The 14,702-nt window shown below is 57.0% G+C and carries 17 protein-coding genes; 10 read left to right on the plus strand and 7 right to left on the minus strand.

Annotation, left to right across the window (positions count from 1 at the left end):
- Positions 1 to 39 precede the first annotated feature (39 nt).
- Complete coding sequence (locus tag G5182_RS02030; RefSeq protein WP_421254148.1) at positions 40 to 519, plus strand: putative 4-hydroxy-4-methyl-2-oxoglutarate aldolase; 480 nt, start codon at positions 40 to 42, stop codon at positions 517 to 519.
- A gap of 1 nt (position 520) precedes the next feature.
- Here the strand turns inward: G5182_RS02030 and G5182_RS02035 are convergent, their stop codons facing one another.
- The gene (locus G5182_RS02035; protein WP_005350173.1) at positions 521 to 1,000 is read right to left on the minus strand and encodes a hypothetical protein; all 480 of its coding nucleotides are present in this window, start codon (positions 998 to 1,000) and stop codon (positions 521 to 523) included.
- A 157-nt stretch (positions 1,001 to 1,157) separates the two neighbouring features.
- On the opposite strand from G5182_RS02035, the gene G5182_RS02040 reads away from it, so the two are divergent.
- The 8 genes from G5182_RS02040 to G5182_RS02075 all read left to right on the plus strand — a co-directional run bounded on the left by G5182_RS02040 (position 1,158) and on the right by G5182_RS02075 (position 8,206).
- The gene (locus G5182_RS02040) at positions 1,158 to 1,556 is read left to right on the plus strand and encodes an META domain-containing protein (protein WP_005359119.1); all 399 of its coding nucleotides are present in this window, start codon (positions 1,158 to 1,160) and stop codon (positions 1,554 to 1,556) included.
- 257 nt (positions 1,557 to 1,813) lie between these two features.
- Positions 1,814 to 2,182: an ArsR/SmtB family transcription factor gene (locus tag G5182_RS02045; protein WP_005338181.1), complete on the plus strand. Its 369-nt coding sequence runs from the start codon at positions 1,814 to 1,816 to the stop codon at positions 2,180 to 2,182.
- Positions 2,183 to 2,186: 4 nt separating this feature from the next.
- Positions 2,187 to 2,555, plus strand: coding sequence for an arsenite efflux transporter metallochaperone ArsD (gene arsD / locus G5182_RS02050; RefSeq protein WP_421171749.1), 369 nt, complete (start codon positions 2,187 to 2,189; stop codon positions 2,553 to 2,555).
- A gap of 27 nt (positions 2,556 to 2,582) precedes the next feature.
- Positions 2,583 to 4,346, plus strand: coding sequence for an arsenical pump-driving ATPase (gene arsA / locus G5182_RS02055; RefSeq protein WP_421254149.1), 1,764 nt, complete (start codon positions 2,583 to 2,585; stop codon positions 4,344 to 4,346).
- 108 nt (positions 4,347 to 4,454) lie between these two features.
- Positions 4,455 to 5,519, plus strand: a complete 1,065-nt coding sequence (arsB, locus tag G5182_RS02060) for an ACR3 family arsenite efflux transporter (protein ID WP_005338173.1) — start codon at positions 4,455 to 4,457, stop codon at positions 5,517 to 5,519.
- 75 nt (positions 5,520 to 5,594) lie between these two features.
- Positions 5,595 to 6,020 carry a glutaredoxin-dependent arsenate reductase gene (gene arsC, locus G5182_RS02065; protein ID WP_042054966.1) on the plus strand — a complete coding sequence of 142 codons (426 nt, stop codon included), beginning with the start codon at positions 5,595 to 5,597 and terminating at the stop codon, positions 6,018 to 6,020.
- A gap of 358 nt (positions 6,021 to 6,378) precedes the next feature.
- Positions 6,379 to 7,590, plus strand: coding sequence for a NupC/NupG family nucleoside CNT transporter (locus G5182_RS02070; RefSeq protein WP_216978349.1), 1,212 nt, complete (start codon positions 6,379 to 6,381; stop codon positions 7,588 to 7,590).
- 466 nt (positions 7,591 to 8,056) lie between these two features.
- A complete protein-coding gene (locus tag G5182_RS02075) occupies positions 8,057 to 8,206 on the plus strand; it encodes a hypothetical protein (protein WP_005347375.1) in 150 nt (49 codons plus the stop codon).
- A 182-nt stretch (positions 8,207 to 8,388) separates the two neighbouring features.
- Here G5182_RS02075 and G5182_RS02080 read toward each other — a convergent pair whose 3' ends face one another.
- Positions 8,389 to 9,165 carry a BPL-N domain-containing protein gene (locus tag G5182_RS02080; protein ID WP_227342276.1) on the minus strand — a complete coding sequence of 259 codons (777 nt, stop codon included), beginning with the start codon at positions 9,163 to 9,165 and terminating at the stop codon, positions 8,389 to 8,391.
- A gap of 216 nt (positions 9,166 to 9,381) precedes the next feature.
- Between G5182_RS02080 and G5182_RS02085 the strand changes: the two genes are divergently transcribed.
- Positions 9,382 to 9,915: a metal-dependent hydrolase gene (locus tag G5182_RS02085; protein WP_227342278.1), complete on the plus strand. Its 534-nt coding sequence runs from the start codon at positions 9,382 to 9,384 to the stop codon at positions 9,913 to 9,915.
- A 149-nt stretch (positions 9,916 to 10,064) separates the two neighbouring features.
- Here the strand turns inward: G5182_RS02085 and G5182_RS02090 are convergent, their stop codons facing one another.
- From G5182_RS02090 to trpB, 5 genes are all read right to left on the minus strand, one after another.
- Entirely contained in the window at positions 10,065 to 10,442 is a 378-nt protein-coding gene (locus G5182_RS02090) for a hypothetical protein (RefSeq protein WP_227342280.1), read from the minus strand.
- A 115-nt stretch (positions 10,443 to 10,557) separates the two neighbouring features.
- Positions 10,558 to 11,091, minus strand: a complete 534-nt coding sequence (locus tag G5182_RS02095; protein WP_227342282.1) for a hypothetical protein — start codon at positions 11,089 to 11,091, stop codon at positions 10,558 to 10,560.
- Positions 11,092 to 11,361: 270 nt separating this feature from the next.
- Positions 11,362 to 12,069, minus strand: coding sequence for a hypothetical protein (locus G5182_RS02100; RefSeq protein WP_227342283.1), 708 nt, complete (start codon positions 12,067 to 12,069; stop codon positions 11,362 to 11,364).
- Between the two features lie 600 nt (positions 12,070 to 12,669).
- Positions 12,670 to 13,476 carry a tryptophan synthase subunit alpha gene (trpA, locus tag G5182_RS02105; RefSeq protein ID WP_005350211.1) on the minus strand — a complete coding sequence of 269 codons (807 nt, stop codon included), beginning with the start codon at positions 13,474 to 13,476 and terminating at the stop codon, positions 12,670 to 12,672.
- Positions 13,473 to 14,666 (minus strand): tryptophan synthase subunit beta, encoded by a 1,194-nt coding sequence (gene trpB, locus G5182_RS02110; protein WP_227342285.1) that lies wholly within the window; start codon positions 14,664 to 14,666, stop codon positions 13,473 to 13,475. The genes trpA and trpB overlap by 4 nt, the downstream gene beginning before the upstream one ends.
- Between the last annotated feature and the right edge of the window lie 36 nt (positions 14,667 to 14,702).

Consider the following 14,702-nt stretch of genomic DNA (forward strand, 5'->3'; position numbering starts at 1 on the left):
AAGAATGAACACCTTCATGCATCTGAAAGGAATCAAATCATGCTGGATCTCCTGCCTGACCTCTGCGATCAACATGGCGACTTGCTGCAAGTGGCCGACCCGGTGTTTCAGGATTTTGGCGGCAAGGCCCTCTTTTATGGTCGCGCCGTAACGCTCTCCTGTTATGAAGACAACAGTCTGGTGCGGGATCTGGTGACCCGCCCCGGTCACGGCAAGGTGATGGTGATCGACGGCGGCGGCTCGCTGCGCCGTGCGCTGCTTGGCGATCAACTGGCGGTCAAGGCGATGGAGCAGGGGTGGGAGGGGATCCTGATCCACGGCGCGGCGCGGGATGTGGGCACCCTGGCGACATTGGCGCTCGGGATCAAGGCGCTGGCGGCCTGTCCGGTCAAGACCGAGAAGCGAGGATTGGGAGAGCTGGGGGCTGTGGTCAGTTTTGCCGGGGTGACCATCCACGAAGGGGATTACGTCTATGCGGATCGCAACGGCGTGGTGGTGAGTGCCACGCCGCTGATCTGATTCAGAAGTTGAAACCGACCCCCAGGCTCAGCGCCTGATCGGCAGTGATGGCGCTGACGCCGTAGTTGGCGGTGAGGGAGAGTCTGGGGGTCAGCAGCAGGCTGGAGTTGAGCTCCAGCAGGGTGCTGGCCTTGTTGAGATCGAGATGCTTGATCTGGCTGCCGATATTGAATGCTGGAGAGAGCTGGTAGCGCACCCCCGAACTCATATTGAATCCGGATGTGCGATTTTGATCCGCCACTGCCGGGCCCGCTTCCATAAAGAGGGTTACATCATCCACCACCGGATATTGATAGCCGCTATTGACCAGCCAGAGATCAAAACTGTCGCTGTGATGGCTATGGCCATTGAGCAGCACACCCGAGTAACTTTTGACATAGAGAGACGGGTTGGATTGCGGCTGAACCACTGCCCAGTCGGCGGCCTGAACAGCCATGCTGGCGCAGGTTGCAAGCAGTGTGATGATGAGTGATTTGACCATTCGTTTCCCCTCCCTGGGTCCGGAACTGAGCCTAAGCATGGCACATGCCAGCTGGTAGTAAAGTGAAGGGAGATCACAATAAAATCCTTTGGCATGGGCGCCAGCCATGATAAACAGGCTGCCGTATTGATGGCTCTAATCATTAAGAGGTGAATCCATGAACAAGAAACTGACTCTGCTGGCCGCGCTGGCACTGGGAGGCTGCGCAATGGCAACAGGTTCCAGCATGGCTCAACTGCAAGCATCCAGCTGGCAGTTGCAAGGCGCCACCGGCGATACCTTCACCCTGCAAGTGGTCGACGGCAAGGTGGCGGGCAAGGGTGGCTGCAACCGCTATTTTGGCGGTATCACCAAGCAGGGTGACGGTGTCTTGACGCTGGGCGCCATGGGCTCCACTCGCATGATGTGCATCGGCGACGCCATGAACAAAGAGACCGAGTTCCTGCAAAAGCTGGAGAAGGTGGCAACCTACTCCATCAACGGCAACCAGCTGACTCTGAGCGATGCCAACAAGGCGGCCCTGCTCACCTTTAACGCAGTGCCTGCTGCCAAATAAGGCACGCGTTCGTCTGATTGCCCCGACAGCGCTGACTGTGCTGGCGGGTCAAACGCTCTGATACGCCCTCCCTCTGGAGGGCGTCTGTTTATCTGCGACGAGCCCTGTGTGCTCGTCCGCAACGGTTGTTCACTCGTCGATTCCCCTTTTTGCTCGGTTTGATGTCAGAACCTCGTATCTTCGCTTCGGTACGTATCTTGATCATTTCAATAATTCTTGTATAGTTGAAATAAAAGGTCACACCAAGGGGAGTGTAGATGAACAAAGAGATGGCCACCAAGGTCTTTGAATCGCTGGCATCCGGCATCCGGCTCGATGTATGGCGGCTGCTGGTGAAGGCCGGGCTGGAGGGGCGGGTCGCCGGTGAACTGGCCAGCGAGCTCGATATTGCCCCCAATACCCTCTCGTTTCACCTCAAGGCGATGCTCAACACCGGTCTGCTGTCGGTGGAGCAGGAGGGGCGCTTTCTGCGCTACCGCGCCAATATTCCCCTGATGCTGGATGTGATCGCCTACCTCACCGAGGAGTGCTGCGCCGGTCATCCCGAGGCGTGCGGCGTGATGCGTGCCGAGTCAGCCTGCTCCCCCCATGTTCTGCCTGCGCAGCCCTGTTGCAACAAGGAGTAATGCCATGTCCTCCATTCAGATTTTTGATCCCGCCCTCTGCTGCTCCAGCGGTGTCTGCGGTACCGAGGTTGATCAGGCACTGGTCACCTTCGCAGCCGACCTTGCCTGGGCCAAGGAGCAGGGCGTTGCCATCGAGCGTTTCAATCTGGCCCAGCAGCCGATGCAGTTTGCCGAGACGCCTGCCGTCAGCGCTTTTCTGACCCACGCCGGGGAGGAGGGGTTGCCACTGGTGCTGGTGGGGGGGCAGGTGGTGTTGACTGGTCGTTATCCGAGCCGCAGCGAGCTGGCCCGTTATGCCGGGCTGCCTGCGCCACAAGCGGCCATCAAGGGGATCGTCAAAGGCGGCTGCTGCTCTGGCAGCGGTTGCTGCTGAGTCGTGACGCACCATTCGGGAGAGGCTATGTACCATTTTCTGACCAATCCACCGCCGTTTCTCTTTTTCACCGGCAAGGGGGGGGTGGGCAAGACCTCGCTGGCCTGCGCCAGTGCGGTGGCGCTGTGTGATATTGGCAAGCGGGTGCTGCTGGTGAGCACCGACCCTGCCTCCAATGTGGGGCAGGTGTTTGCCACCGAGATCGGCAATCGCGTCACCACCATCGCCGCTGTGCCCGGTTTGTCGGCGCTGGAGATAGATCCCCCCGCGGCGGCCAAAGCTTATCGGGAGCGGATTGTCGGGCCGGTGCGCGGCAAGTTGCCCGAGAGCGTGGTGCGCAGCATCGAGGAGCAGCTCTCCGGCGCCTGTACCACCGAGATCGCCGCCTTTGACGAATTCACCACCCTGCTGACCGACCAAACGCTGCTGGCCGAGTATGACCACATCGTCTTTGATACGGCGCCAACCGGCCACACCATCCGGCTGCTGCAACTGCCGGGAGCCTGGAGCGAATTTCTGGAGCAGGGCAAGGGGGATGCCTCCTGCCTCGGCCCGCTGGCGGGGCTGGAGAAACAGCGCAGCCAGTATGGCGAGGCGGTCGCCGCCCTGGCAGATGCTGCCCGCACCCGCTTGGTGCTGGTGGCGCGCGCCCAGCAATCCACTCTGCGGGAAGTGGCCCGCACCCACGAGGAGCTGGCCGCCATCGGCTTGTTGAATCAGCAACTGGTGATCAATGGCCTCTTCCCCGAAGGCGCCATCGGCGGAGATCCGCTGGCAATGGCGCTCTGGCAGCGCGAGCAACAGGCTCTCGCCCAGATGCCGCAGGGGATAAAGGGGCTGGCGCAGGATCATATCCCGCTGCTGGCCACCAATCTGGTAGGGGTCGACAGTTTGCGGCTGTTGCTGCAACCACAGGATGCTGGTGCGCAGGTATCACTGGCAACGTCAGCTCATCTGCCAGCTCAGCCCGAGTTGAGTTCGCTGGTAGACGAGCTGGCCGCCGACGGTCACGGCCTTATCATGCTGATGGGCAAGGGCGGGGTGGGCAAAACCACGCTGGCTGCCGCCGTGGCGGTGGAGCTGGCGAGCCGCGGCTTGCCGGTGCACCTCACCACCTCGGATCCCGCCGCGCATCTGAGCGAGACCCTGGCAGCTAGTCTGCCCCATCTGGAGGTGAGCCGCATCGATCCCCACGCCGAGACCGAGCGTTACCGCGCCCAGGTGCTGGCCACCAAGGGGGCAGCGCTGGACGAGCAGGGGCGGGCACTGCTGGAGGAGGACTTGCGCTCCCCCTGTACCGAGGAGATCGCCGTGTTTCAGGCCTTCTCGCGCATCATTCGCGAGGCGGGCAAGCGCTTCGTGGTGATGGACACTGCCCCCACCGGCCACACCCTGCTGCTGCTCGACGCTACCGGCGCCTACCACAGGGAGATCGCTCGCCAGATGGGAAACAAGGGGCTGCACTTCACCACCCCCATGATGCAGTTGCAGGATCCCAAGCAGACTAAGGTGCTGATTGTGACGCTGCCCGAGCCGACGCCAGTGCAGGAGGCGGCGAATCTGCAGGCCGATCTGCGCCGGGCCGGTATCGAGCCCTGGGGCTGGCTCATCAACCACAGCTTGCAGCAAGCCGCGGTCAGCTCACCGCTGCTGCAACTGCGGGCCGAGCGCCAGTTGCCCCATATCGAGGCGGTCGAGCAGCAACATGCCAGCCGCTACGCCGTGGTGCCGCTGCTCGCCGAGGAGCCGGTGGGGCCCGATGCCCTGCGCCGCCTCTGCCAGTACCATTGAGTCGCCGCCCCGGTCTGCTGCCGGGCGGCTTGAATATGCCGTTACTTGTTATAAACCCGTGTTTTGAACCAATAGAAGATGCGAAATTGCGCCGCATCGGGAGCTGTGATGTCTGCAACATGTGATGCCAAGGCCGTGCCTGCCATCGGCTTTTTTGAACGTTATCTGACCGCCTGGGTCGCCCTCTGCATTCTGGTGGGGATTGGGCTCGGGCAGGGTTTGCCGGATCTCTTCAAGGCCATCGGCGCCATGGAGGTGGCCAAGGTCAACCTGCCGGTGGGGCTGCTGATCTGGGTGATGATCATCCCCATGCTGCTCAAGATCGATTTTGGCGCCCTGCATCAGGTGAAGGGGCACATGAAGGGCATTGGGGTCACTCTCTTTATCAACTGGCTGGTCAAACCCTTCTCCATGGCCTTCCTTGGCTGGCTCTTTATCCGCGTGCTGTTTGCCGACTGGCTGCCGGCGGATCAGCTCGACAGCTATGTGGCGGGGCTGATCCTGCTGGCGGCGGCCCCCTGCACCGCCATGGTGTTTGTCTGGAGTCGCCTCACCAACGGTGATCCCTACTTCACCCTGTCGCAGGTAGCGGTGAACGACCTCATCATGGTGTTTGCCTTCGCTCCGCTGGTGGCGCTGCTGCTCGGGGTCTCCAGCATCATAGTGCCGTGGGATACCCTGCTCACCTCTGTGGTGCTCTACATTGTCATTCCGGTCATCATCGCCCAGCTGCTGCGCAAGGCCTTGCTGAAAAAGGGGGAGGCCCATTTTGACGGCGTTATGACCCGCATCCAGCCCTGGTCGGTGGCGGCCCTGCTGCTCACTCTGGTGCTACTGTTCGCCTTCCAGGGCAACGCCATTATCGAGCAGCCGCTGGTTATCGCCCTGTTGGCGGTGCCGATCCTGATCCAGGTGCTGTTCAACTCGGGATTGGCTTACTGGCTCAACCGCAAGGTGGGGGAGAAGCACTCGGTTGCCTGTCCTTCCGCCCTGATCGGTGCCTCCAACTTCTTCGAGCTGGCGGTGGCTGCCGCCATCAGCCTGTTCGGCTTTCACTCCGGCGCGGCGCTCGCCACCGTGGTCGGGGTGCTGATCGAGGTGCCGGTCATGCTGCTGGTGGTGCGGGTGGTTAACGCCAGCAAACCCTGGTACGAAGCGGGGCTGAGCCGTTAACTGATGGCCGCTAACAGCTGGCCGCGAACTGATGCTATCCATTTTCTATTCACTTGATTAATGAGAGACACGCAAATGAGTGCAATCACCATCTATCACAACCCGGAATGTGGTACTTCCCGCAACACCCTGGAGCTGATCCGCAACAGCGGCGTGGAGCCCACTGTCATCCACTATCTGGAGACGCCCCCCTCCCGTGACCAGCTGGTGGCGCTGATCGCCGCTATGGGTATGCCGGTGCGCGATCTGCTACGCAAGAACGTGCCGCCTTACGAGGCGCTCGGGCTGGCGGAAGATCGTTTCAGCGATGATGAACTGATCGATGCCATGCTGGCCCACCCCATCCTCATCAACCGGCCTATCGTGGTCACCCCCCTCGGCACCAAACTGTGCCGCCCATCCGAGGTGGTGCTCGATATACTGCCCGATCAGCAAAAAGGGGCCTTCGCCAAGGAGGATGGCGAGCAGGTGGTGGATGCGAGCGGCAAGCGCCTCAAGTAATCGTCTGAACGCTCAAGTACGGATTGAAACAGGGCCAGCTTCACGCTGGCCCTGTTTCGTTGTGTGAACAAGTTGAAAAAGTTATTCCGGCCAATCGTTTTACCGCTTTTTCTGTGACGATGATCACTGTACCATCGCCGCCCGACCTGCCACCCGGCCGCATCTCCCCCTGCGACGGCGCTGGCGTCACCCGATACATGCTGTCACCCGGAACGTGAATGACCCCAGGATGGGACCCGCCACTAACCTGTAGGTTTGTGGTCTGCGTGTCGCGTGGGTCGGCACTTCTCCCGCCGGATCGCCCGCGACGCCTGTCTGCAGACTTGCCATATGAAACTCCTCTCTTCATAGGTGCAAGATGACACTGTTATTGAGTCTGGTCGGTATGCTGGCCCTGATGTTTATCGCCTGGCTGGCGAGTGAAAACCGCCGAGCCATCCGCTGGCGAACCGTGCTGGGTGCGCTCGCCCTGCAAACCGGTTTTGCTGCCCTGGTGCTCTATTTCCCCCCCGGACAAATCATGCTCGGTGCCATGAGCAATGGCGTCTCCGCCCTGCTCGGCTTTGCCGACAGCGGCATCCGTTTCGTGTTTGGCGATCTCGCCAGCAACGGCTTTATCTTCGCCGTGCGGGTGCTGCCGCTGGTGATCTTTATCAGCGCGCTGATCGCCGTGCTCTACCATTTCGGCATCATGCAGTGGGTGATCCGGGTGCTGGGCGGCGCCATTCACCGTCTGCTCGGCACCAGCCGCGCCGAATCCCTGGTGGCCACCGGCAATATCTTCCTGTCGCAAGGGGAGTCGCCGCTGCTTATTCGCCCCTTCCTCGCCGGTATGACCCGCTCCGAACTCTTTGCGGTGATGACCTGCGGCATGGCCTCGGTGGCGGGCTCGGTGCTGGGCGGTTACGCCGGTCTGGGTGTGGATTTGAAATACCTGATTGCCGCCTCCTTTATGGCGGCGCCGGGTGGCCTGCTGATGGCCAAACTCTTGGTACCGGAACAGCAACAGGTGAGCGATCAGACCGAGATCACCCTCGACAAGAGTGACTACAGCAACGCCATTGACGCGCTGGCGGGCGGTGCCATGGGCGGCATGAAGATCGCCGTGGCCATCGGCACCATCTTGCTCGCCTTTGTCAGCGTGATCACCATGATCAACGCCGGTCTCACCACTGTCGGCGAGTGGTTCGGCTGGGCCGATCTCTCCCTGCAACAGCTGCTGGGTTATCTGTTTGCCCCGGTGGCCTGGCTGATTGGCGTGCCCACCAGTGAGATGATGGCGGCAGGCTCCCTGATTGGTCAGAAGGTGATCATGAACGAGTTCGTCGCCTATCTGGACTTTGCCAATATCAAGGCAGATCTGAGCGCCCACACCCAGATCATCATCACTTTCGCCCTCTGTGGTTTCGCCAATCTGGGCTCTATTGCGGTGCAGCTCGGCTCCATCGGCACCATGGCACCGGAGCGCCGCCACGATGTGGCCAATATGGGCTTCAAGGCGGTACTGGCGGCGACCCTCGCCAACCTGATGAGTGCCACCCTGGCCGGGATCTTTGTCTCGCTGGCCTGATAGCGTGAGGCAATAGCCGGCTAGCCGGCGGCTCAAACAAAAGACCCCCTCTTACCGCTGGGCAATAGGGGGTCTTTTTATTGGTTTCGCCGGTTGGGCAACTGCGCTGCCTGCCTTTGAAAATGGTAGTAGCACTGCTTAACGCCATTTCGGCGCAGTGCCAGATAATCCGGTTCGGCGATGAGATCTGCTCCAGCATGGGACTACGCCAAACCGGGTTACTGCGTATGCCTTTATCACCTTTTTGGCGGGGGACGTGGGCCTCGTTGCGTTTCGCGTAACGGGGCGGCAGCCGCTGCTACAGCGTGTCACCGTGCAGAATGAATAGTTTTTTAGATTGAATGTTGCATATTCAATCGATTATTTAGTTGGGCGTTTGGGGGATGAGTGGTGTCTGAATAGGGGAGCAGGTTGGCCAATGCGCCGTCAGCCAGTCTTTAAGCGGTCATACAAAGGAGACACTCTGATGGAAACACTTGACCTTAACATCGACACCATGCGCGAAGAGTTCCAGCTTCAGGAGCGCAAAAAAGCCCAAGAGAAGTGGCAAGCCCGAGTCGATGAGCTGCAACAGTTGCGGGGTGGGGAGAGACAACCGGAGGAGCAGGAAGAGTAGTGCTCGTTCCCGGGCGAAAGTTGAGGTAGCGAACGCTTTGTATCGGCTACCCGTGATCTGCCACCGATAAAAAAACCACCGACCTTTTGCAGGTAGGTGGTTTTTTTATGGATTGCGGTCGATTGGATGGCCTGACTTCCGGGCCGATCAATGGGAGCAAATCCAGGGGCGTAGGGATGCGACTAATTCGAATGGGTGACGGGCTCTTCGGAGAGCAACTCGTTGACGAGTCCAACGGCTAGATGAATATTCGACTCCATCTTGTCGCCGTCCACTGCGTTCGCTTTCCATGATTCGGGGGCTTCGGGGTGTGGTCCGGAAACGGCCACCTTGCCTTTCCCGTATGAGCTGATCAGCGCGGCAATCTGATGGTTTTGAAAATGGGCGATGACCTTGACCTGCTCGGGGCTTGGCACCGGCGTAAATTGCGGGCCGGCCTGGTAATACATCTGGCGCTCTTCACCAAGCCAGCTGATCGGGAAGATCCTGGCGCTAAAGTCGCCGTCATAATCATCGGATGTGGCAGGAACAAGGCCCAGCGCCGGCACAAAGCCCTCTTCTTCAGACCAGCCGGTGGATGCCACAAAGGCACCCCCACAGATCCCGAGGTAGTGGCCACCGCTTAGCAAATAGGTTTTTAACGCCGAACGCGCTTGCGGGGTAAACGCCTTGAGGAGCGGCTCCACATCGTCCTCAGTGCCGCCAACGATAAACACCCTGGCATTATCTAGCTCTGCGGGCAGCTCCCCGATATTGGAGAGATACCTCATTGGCAAGCCCACCTGCTTGACCACATCTGCAATCGCTCTGGTGCTATCCCCATCAGAAACCGGCCCGTTATAGATCAGCGCGTACGGCTCTTGCTGCAGCTGCGCAGAGGCGGCCTCTGCCATGCATCCTGTCATTAACCAAAGGCTGATAACGCTCGCAATCCGCACGACGCTTTTTGGTACATTCATCGTTGCCACTATCCCTGTGATGTGAACCGAAGAGACTACTTATCACGATCCCGTTCTGCATGTCAGCCGCTGTTAAATGAACATTTCAAGTTAACGCGCCAACGCTGATTGGCGCTGCATTTAGCTAACAGCGAACCAATACAGTGGGTTCACTTCACCTTCACTTCACCGAGCGGGGGTAGGGTAGGCTCACGTTTTCAGTTGGAGCTTTGTCCTATGCCCACCATAGTCACTCACGCCGCCGTCCCTCTCTGCCTTGGTCTCGGGCTTGGCAGCCGGATTATCCCGCCGCGCCTGCTGCTGGCCGGTGTCGCCATCGCCATGCTGCCCGATGCCGATGTGCTCGCTTTCAAGTTGGGGGTCGCCTACGGCCATGTCTTTGGCCACCGCGGCTTTACCCACTCCCTGTTGTTCGCCTTTGCCCTGCCCACGCTGGCCATGCTGTTTCACCGCCAATTTCGGGCCAGCGCCGCCACCGTCTGGTCGTTTCTGCTGGTGTCGCTGCTCTCCCACAGCCTGCTCGATTCGCTCACCACCAGCGGCAAGGGGGTTGGCTGGCTCTGGCCGTGGCGTGACGAGCGTTTCTTCGCCCCCTGGCAGGTGATCCGGGTCGCCCCCTTCAAGCTGGAGGCCTATCTCACCGCCCGAGGTGAGGCGGTGATCCTCTCCGAGCTCTACTGGGTCTGGCTGCCGGGGGTTGTATTGATGCTGGCGCTGATGGGATGGCGGGTGTGGAGAAGGGGGCGATAGTAATGGGATGGGAATGGATTATTGGGATGTATCGTGGTTGAGTAGAAAATCAAAAGTTGGAAAAATTGGACACACATCCTTTTGATTCTAGCTATGTGACGCCTTGCTCAGAAAGGTGGGTGTCCCAAATTTTTTTGTCATATGCATATTCAAGAGTTGTTAATGAAATGATCAAAGTGAGCCTTGCTCATAACCTTTACCCCTCTTTGTGTTTCCCAACCCTTCACAAATGGAACATCAACGAAATTCGATTTCTGGACATTATCTAAAACAAAGTCCTGTCTTCTCTCAAGGCTTCCATTCCGTCGTGCAACTAAGCGTTCTGAGATAGAAACGATCTCCCCAGTAAATGCCAGCTTATTATCACGGTCAATGATATAAGCTCTATGATTTGGTTTAATTGAAGCAAGCTGAACTTTGTTGAGAGCATAGCCAGTTGCGTGTTCTAACTGACTAGCGGTCACAACATCCCTTTTACCTTCAGTTTTTACTTTATCTGCTGAGTGTCTCAATACAATTACGTTCATAAATCCTTCTTAATCTACATTTTAAATTTTTTAAACATATGGTTTTTTGTTCAGGGGGCAGCTTTAGCCAGTCCCTGCGAGCGGGTCGAGCCAATTGAACCAATTGTTCGGTAGCTCACTCACTCCACTTGGCTTTAATATGTTTCCCTTGCCCTTTTTTTAGACTCTTTCGATCAAAAAACTTTGCCTTAAACTCGAAATTGTCGCTGATTTTAACGATAAGAAGTTTATTGAAATTTCCAGCTCGCTTGACCGAAACTGTGTCGCCTGATTTGAATGGGCTAATTGTTTTTATTTCGACAAAATCGTTACCTAATTTACCATCTGAGCCTTGTGCAAATGGTTTATGCCTTTGGATTCCGTATTGAGCCTCGCCATAGAGTTCGCCAAGCTCTCCATAAATTGGCAAGTGCCGCCCCGTTACTTCTAGATAATTTCGAGCCGTGTCAACTAGCTCATCTAGCAACTCCCAAAGCTGAAGATTTGTTGGGTCTTTTAGTTCATAATTAGAGTCCCAGCCGCCCTCATCATCTGTCAGCTCAACGATGTAGTCATCCCAGGGGTTATATCCACATGCAGCGGCATCCGCTATTTGCTCTGCACTATAACCTTCATTATGCATATCGTGGAGAAAGTCCCAGTCGCTCATATATTTTCTTTGCTCAACAGTGATTAGATAGAAGGCGGCACTAATCCGATAGCAGAGCCTTCCATATAACTCCGCTCTGCCTTGATATTGGCCATGAAAAAATAAAACTCATACCAGTATACTTCTGATGCTTGAATGTATTCTCTTGGCCTCCTCTTTACTATTACATTACTACAATGTAACAACTCTATGAGCCAGCTGTGGAGAGTACCGCTAAACCCCGTCTGCGTGAACAGGTCAGGACAGTGATGTATTTGCATCATTGCTTTGTTAGACTTTAATTTGTTGAATTATTTCTTGGCCTATAACTAAGGCACTTGATGTAGTACCACCAAGATAGGCTTTGGCTGCGGCATTCGCTGAAGAGTGAGCTAACTTTATAAGTTCAGAAATTACCTGTTTGTCAACGTTCTTTAGCTCTTCTGTATGTTCAATTATTATATGAGGCTGAAATGCAGGGATTCCATTGACCAATAGTTGGTACTGATAGCCGGTATAGCTTTTATGTTCATCCCAGATCACACCTGCATCTTTCTCTATTTTTACGTAGGGTTTAATTTCAACACCAAAGGCCTTTACTTGAGCTTCATGTTCCATTTTTGCAATTGCTCGCCCCTTCTTTTCCGCTTCCGCCTCTTGCCTCGCAAGTTCTTCACGATGTGCTGATTTGATGTTTGTTATTTCAAGGAGGTGATCTTTGTTGGCTGCTGTGATGCCAAGCTCATAACCTTGTTGGTGCGCCTGTTCTTTCGATTTTTTTAGTGAATCATAGTGTGCAATTTCAAGGTTGTTTTTTGAATTGATATGTTCTGCCTCAAGAAGATGCATTGACTTTTTATGTTCATTTATAATAGCGTCCAATTCTTGAATTTTTATAGCAGCATTTTTAGTTTTTTTTGAAAATAAAAACATAAAGATAATTGCAGTTGTGATGATAGATAAAATTATTGCGATTAGTAAGCTTGATTGCGAATACATGTCACTTCCTTATGACTGAATTAAAGTCCAACGATTAACACATGTGCGGTAAACCGCAGATCTCTTGTATTTGCTAAAAATCGTAGATTGGTGCTGAGCGAAATAAAGCCTAACATTTACCCTTAATATATCTAAAGCTCTATTTTATGGTTCTGCCATACCCTTGTTTATCCCGATCGGGTTGGCGCAATAATGCTCATCTGTTGGGCTTCGCTACACTCTGTATCAACCTATAAAAACCACGCTACTACCCCTGAGTGACAGACCCCAGTTCGCAGCTTTTAACCAATGAGATAGCAATAATTGCTGGCATGGAGCCCAGCCGAGAGGTTGATTGTCGCTTGGCTATCTTATGGGGGAGGGTGAAGGGTGAGAAGTTTGTTTTGACGGAAATTTGCACTAGATCAATAAAATTATCATTAGCGACGTTTGAGGTGCGCCATTCACTCGGTTGGGTATGTGCAATACCCCTAACCCCAACCCTCTCCCGGAGGGATAGGGGGCAAACAGTCGGGAGCTGCAAGCGAGGTAAAAAGAAAGGGAGCCTATCAGGCTCCCTTTCCTCAGACACGGCCAATGGCATTTGGCTAATGCCATTCCCTAGCGATTGGTCGCCGCCTTCATCCCTTCCACAAACTCTTTCAAACGAGTGAGCATATGTTCCGGGTTTTGGTGGTGGGTCTCGATGATCTTCACCACGGCGGAGCCGGAGATGGCACCGGCGGCGCCAGCGGCAATGGCTTCACGCACCTGAGCCGGCTCGCTGATGCCAAAGCCGAGCAGGGCGGGGGGGGCGTTGAACTCGCGCAGGGTGTTGATCAGCCCCTCCACCGGCATGCCGGCCTTGGTCTCGGCACCGGTGACGCCGGCGCGGCTCACCAGATAGGTGTAGCCATTGCCGAGCTCTGCCACCTGTTTCAGGGTCTCGGCATCGCCATTGGGCGGGGCGATAAAGATGCTGTCGATGCCGAATTTGTCGGCGGCCGCCTTGTAGGGGGCGCACATCTGCACCGGCACGTCGGCGACCAGTACCGAATCCACGCCTGCCTGCTGGCACTTCTCGTAGAAGCCATCGATTTTGCGCACATAGACCAGGTTGGCGTAGACCAGTAGGCCAATGGGCAGCTGCGGGTACTTGGCGCGGATGCGGCCAAGCAGCTCGAAGCAGTCGTCCGGGGTGGTGTGGCTGGCAAAGGCACGCAGGGCGGCGCCCTGAATGGTGGGGCCATCCGCTACCGGATCGGAGAAGGGAATGCCGAGCTCAAGGGCATCGGCGCCCCCTGCGACCAGCGCATCGACGATGGCCAGCGACAATTCGGGAGTGGGGTCACCCAGCATCACGAACGGCACAAAGGCGCCCTGATTGGCTTCATCCAGACGGGAGAAGAGTTGTGCGTAACGGTTCATGACAAGGTTCCTTCTTTTTCAAAGATGTCGGCAACGGTGAAGATATCTTTGTCGCCACGGCCGGAGAGGTTGACGATGAGCACTTGCTCTTTTTCCGGTTCACTGCGGGCCATCTTGAGGGCGTGGGCCAGCGCGTGGGAGGACTCCAGCGCCGGTATGATGCCTTCGGATTTGGCCAGCTCCTGGAAGGCGTCCAGCGCCTCCTTGTCGGTCACCGAGGGGTACTCGGCGCGGCCGATGGCGGCCAGATGGGCGTGCTGCGGGCCGACGGAGGGGAAGTCGAGCCCTGCCGAGACGGAGTAGGACTCCTGGATCTGACCCTGAGTGTCCTGCATCAGGTAGGAGTGCATGCCAAAGAAGACCCCCTTGCTGCCGTGACCCAGTGGTGCACCGTGCTCGCCGCTCTCGATGCCGTGACCACCCGGCTCGACGCCGATGAGGCGCACCGACGGCTCATCGATAAAGTCGGCAAACATGCCGATGGCGTTCGACCCGCCGCCGACGCAGGCGATCACCGCATCGGGCAGCCGCTCTTCCTTCTCGAAGCACTGGGCCTTGGCCTCTTCGCCGATCATCTTCTGGAACTCCCGCACGATAGTGGGGAAGGGGTGTGGGCCGGCGGCGGTGCCGAGCAGGTAGTGGGCCGACTCGTAGTTGGCGGCCCAGTCGCGCAGCGCCTCGTTGCAGGCATCTTTGAGGGTGCTGGAGCCGGAGTGCACCGGAATGACGGTGGCGCCCATCAGCTTCATGCGAAAGACGTTGGGCTTTTGGCGCTCGCAATCCTTGGCACCCATATAGACCCGGCACTTGAGGCCGAGCAGGGCGCAAGCCAGCGCAGTGGCCACGCCATGCTGACCAGCGCCGGTCTCGGCGATGATCTCGTTCTTGCCCATCCGCTTGGCCAGCAGCGCCTGACCCAGCACCTGGTTGGTCTTGTGGGCGCCGCCGTGCAGCAGATCTTCACGCTTCAGATAGAGGCGGGTCTTGGTGCCACGGGTCAGATTGCGGGTCAGGGTGAGCGGAGTCGGGCGACCGGCGTACTCGGTCAGCAGGGACTGAAACTCGGCGATAAAGGCCGGATCATCCTTGGCATCGACAAAGGCTTTCTCCAGCTGGAGCAGGGCCGGGATAAGGATTTGGGGTACATACATACCGCCAAATTCACCGAAAAACGGGTTGAGCAGGGTCATGGCTTCTTCCTTGTATTAGCTAAATCGAAATATCAA

It is taken from the genome of Aeromonas sp. 600948 (assembly GCF_049174875.1).
GTDB classification, from domain to species: Bacteria; Pseudomonadota; Gammaproteobacteria; order Enterobacterales; family Aeromonadaceae; genus Aeromonas; species Aeromonas veronii_A.

Excerpts from the sequence above, each read along its gene's own strand:
- G5182_RS02095 (WP_227342282.1), bottom strand. The coding sequence starts at position 11,091 with ATGAGCGACTGGGACTTTCTCCACGATATGCATAATGAAGGTTATAGT.
- trpB (WP_227342285.1), bottom strand. The coding sequence starts at position 14,666 with ATGACCCTGCTCAACCCGTTTTTCGGTGAATTTGGCGGTATGTATGTA.
- G5182_RS02085 (WP_227342278.1), top strand. The coding sequence starts at position 9,382 with ATGCCCACCATAGTCACTCACGCCGCCGTCCCTCTCTGCCTTGGTCTC.
- arsD (WP_421171749.1), top strand. The coding sequence starts at position 2,187 with ATGTCCTCCATTCAGATTTTTGATCCCGCCCTCTGCTGCTCCAGCGGT.
- G5182_RS02070 (WP_216978349.1), top strand. The coding sequence starts at position 6,379 with ATGACACTGTTATTGAGTCTGGTCGGTATGCTGGCCCTGATGTTTATC.
- G5182_RS02045 (WP_005338181.1), top strand. The coding sequence starts at position 1,814 with ATGAACAAAGAGATGGCCACCAAGGTCTTTGAATCGCTGGCATCCGGC.
- arsB (WP_005338173.1), top strand. The coding sequence starts at position 4,455 with ATGTCTGCAACATGTGATGCCAAGGCCGTGCCTGCCATCGGCTTTTTT.
- arsA (WP_421254149.1), top strand. The coding sequence starts at position 2,583 with ATGTACCATTTTCTGACCAATCCACCGCCGTTTCTCTTTTTCACCGGC.
- trpA (WP_005350211.1), bottom strand. The coding sequence starts at position 13,476 with ATGAACCGTTACGCACAACTCTTCTCCCGTCTGGATGAAGCCAATCAG.
- G5182_RS02030 (WP_421254148.1), top strand. The coding sequence starts at position 40 with ATGCTGGATCTCCTGCCTGACCTCTGCGATCAACATGGCGACTTGCTG.
- G5182_RS02075 (WP_005347375.1), top strand. The coding sequence starts at position 8,057 with ATGGAAACACTTGACCTTAACATCGACACCATGCGCGAAGAGTTCCAG.
- G5182_RS02035 (WP_005350173.1), bottom strand. The coding sequence starts at position 1,000 with ATGGTCAAATCACTCATCATCACACTGCTTGCAACCTGCGCCAGCATG.
- G5182_RS02100 (WP_227342283.1), bottom strand. The coding sequence starts at position 12,069 with ATGTATTCGCAATCAAGCTTACTAATCGCAATAATTTTATCTATCATC.
- arsC (WP_042054966.1), top strand. The coding sequence starts at position 5,595 with ATGAGTGCAATCACCATCTATCACAACCCGGAATGTGGTACTTCCCGC.
- G5182_RS02080 (WP_227342276.1), bottom strand. The coding sequence starts at position 9,165 with ATGAATGTACCAAAAAGCGTCGTGCGGATTGCGAGCGTTATCAGCCTT.
- G5182_RS02040 (WP_005359119.1), top strand. The coding sequence starts at position 1,158 with ATGAACAAGAAACTGACTCTGCTGGCCGCGCTGGCACTGGGAGGCTGC.
- G5182_RS02090 (WP_227342280.1), bottom strand. The coding sequence starts at position 10,442 with ATGAACGTAATTGTATTGAGACACTCAGCAGATAAAGTAAAAACTGAA.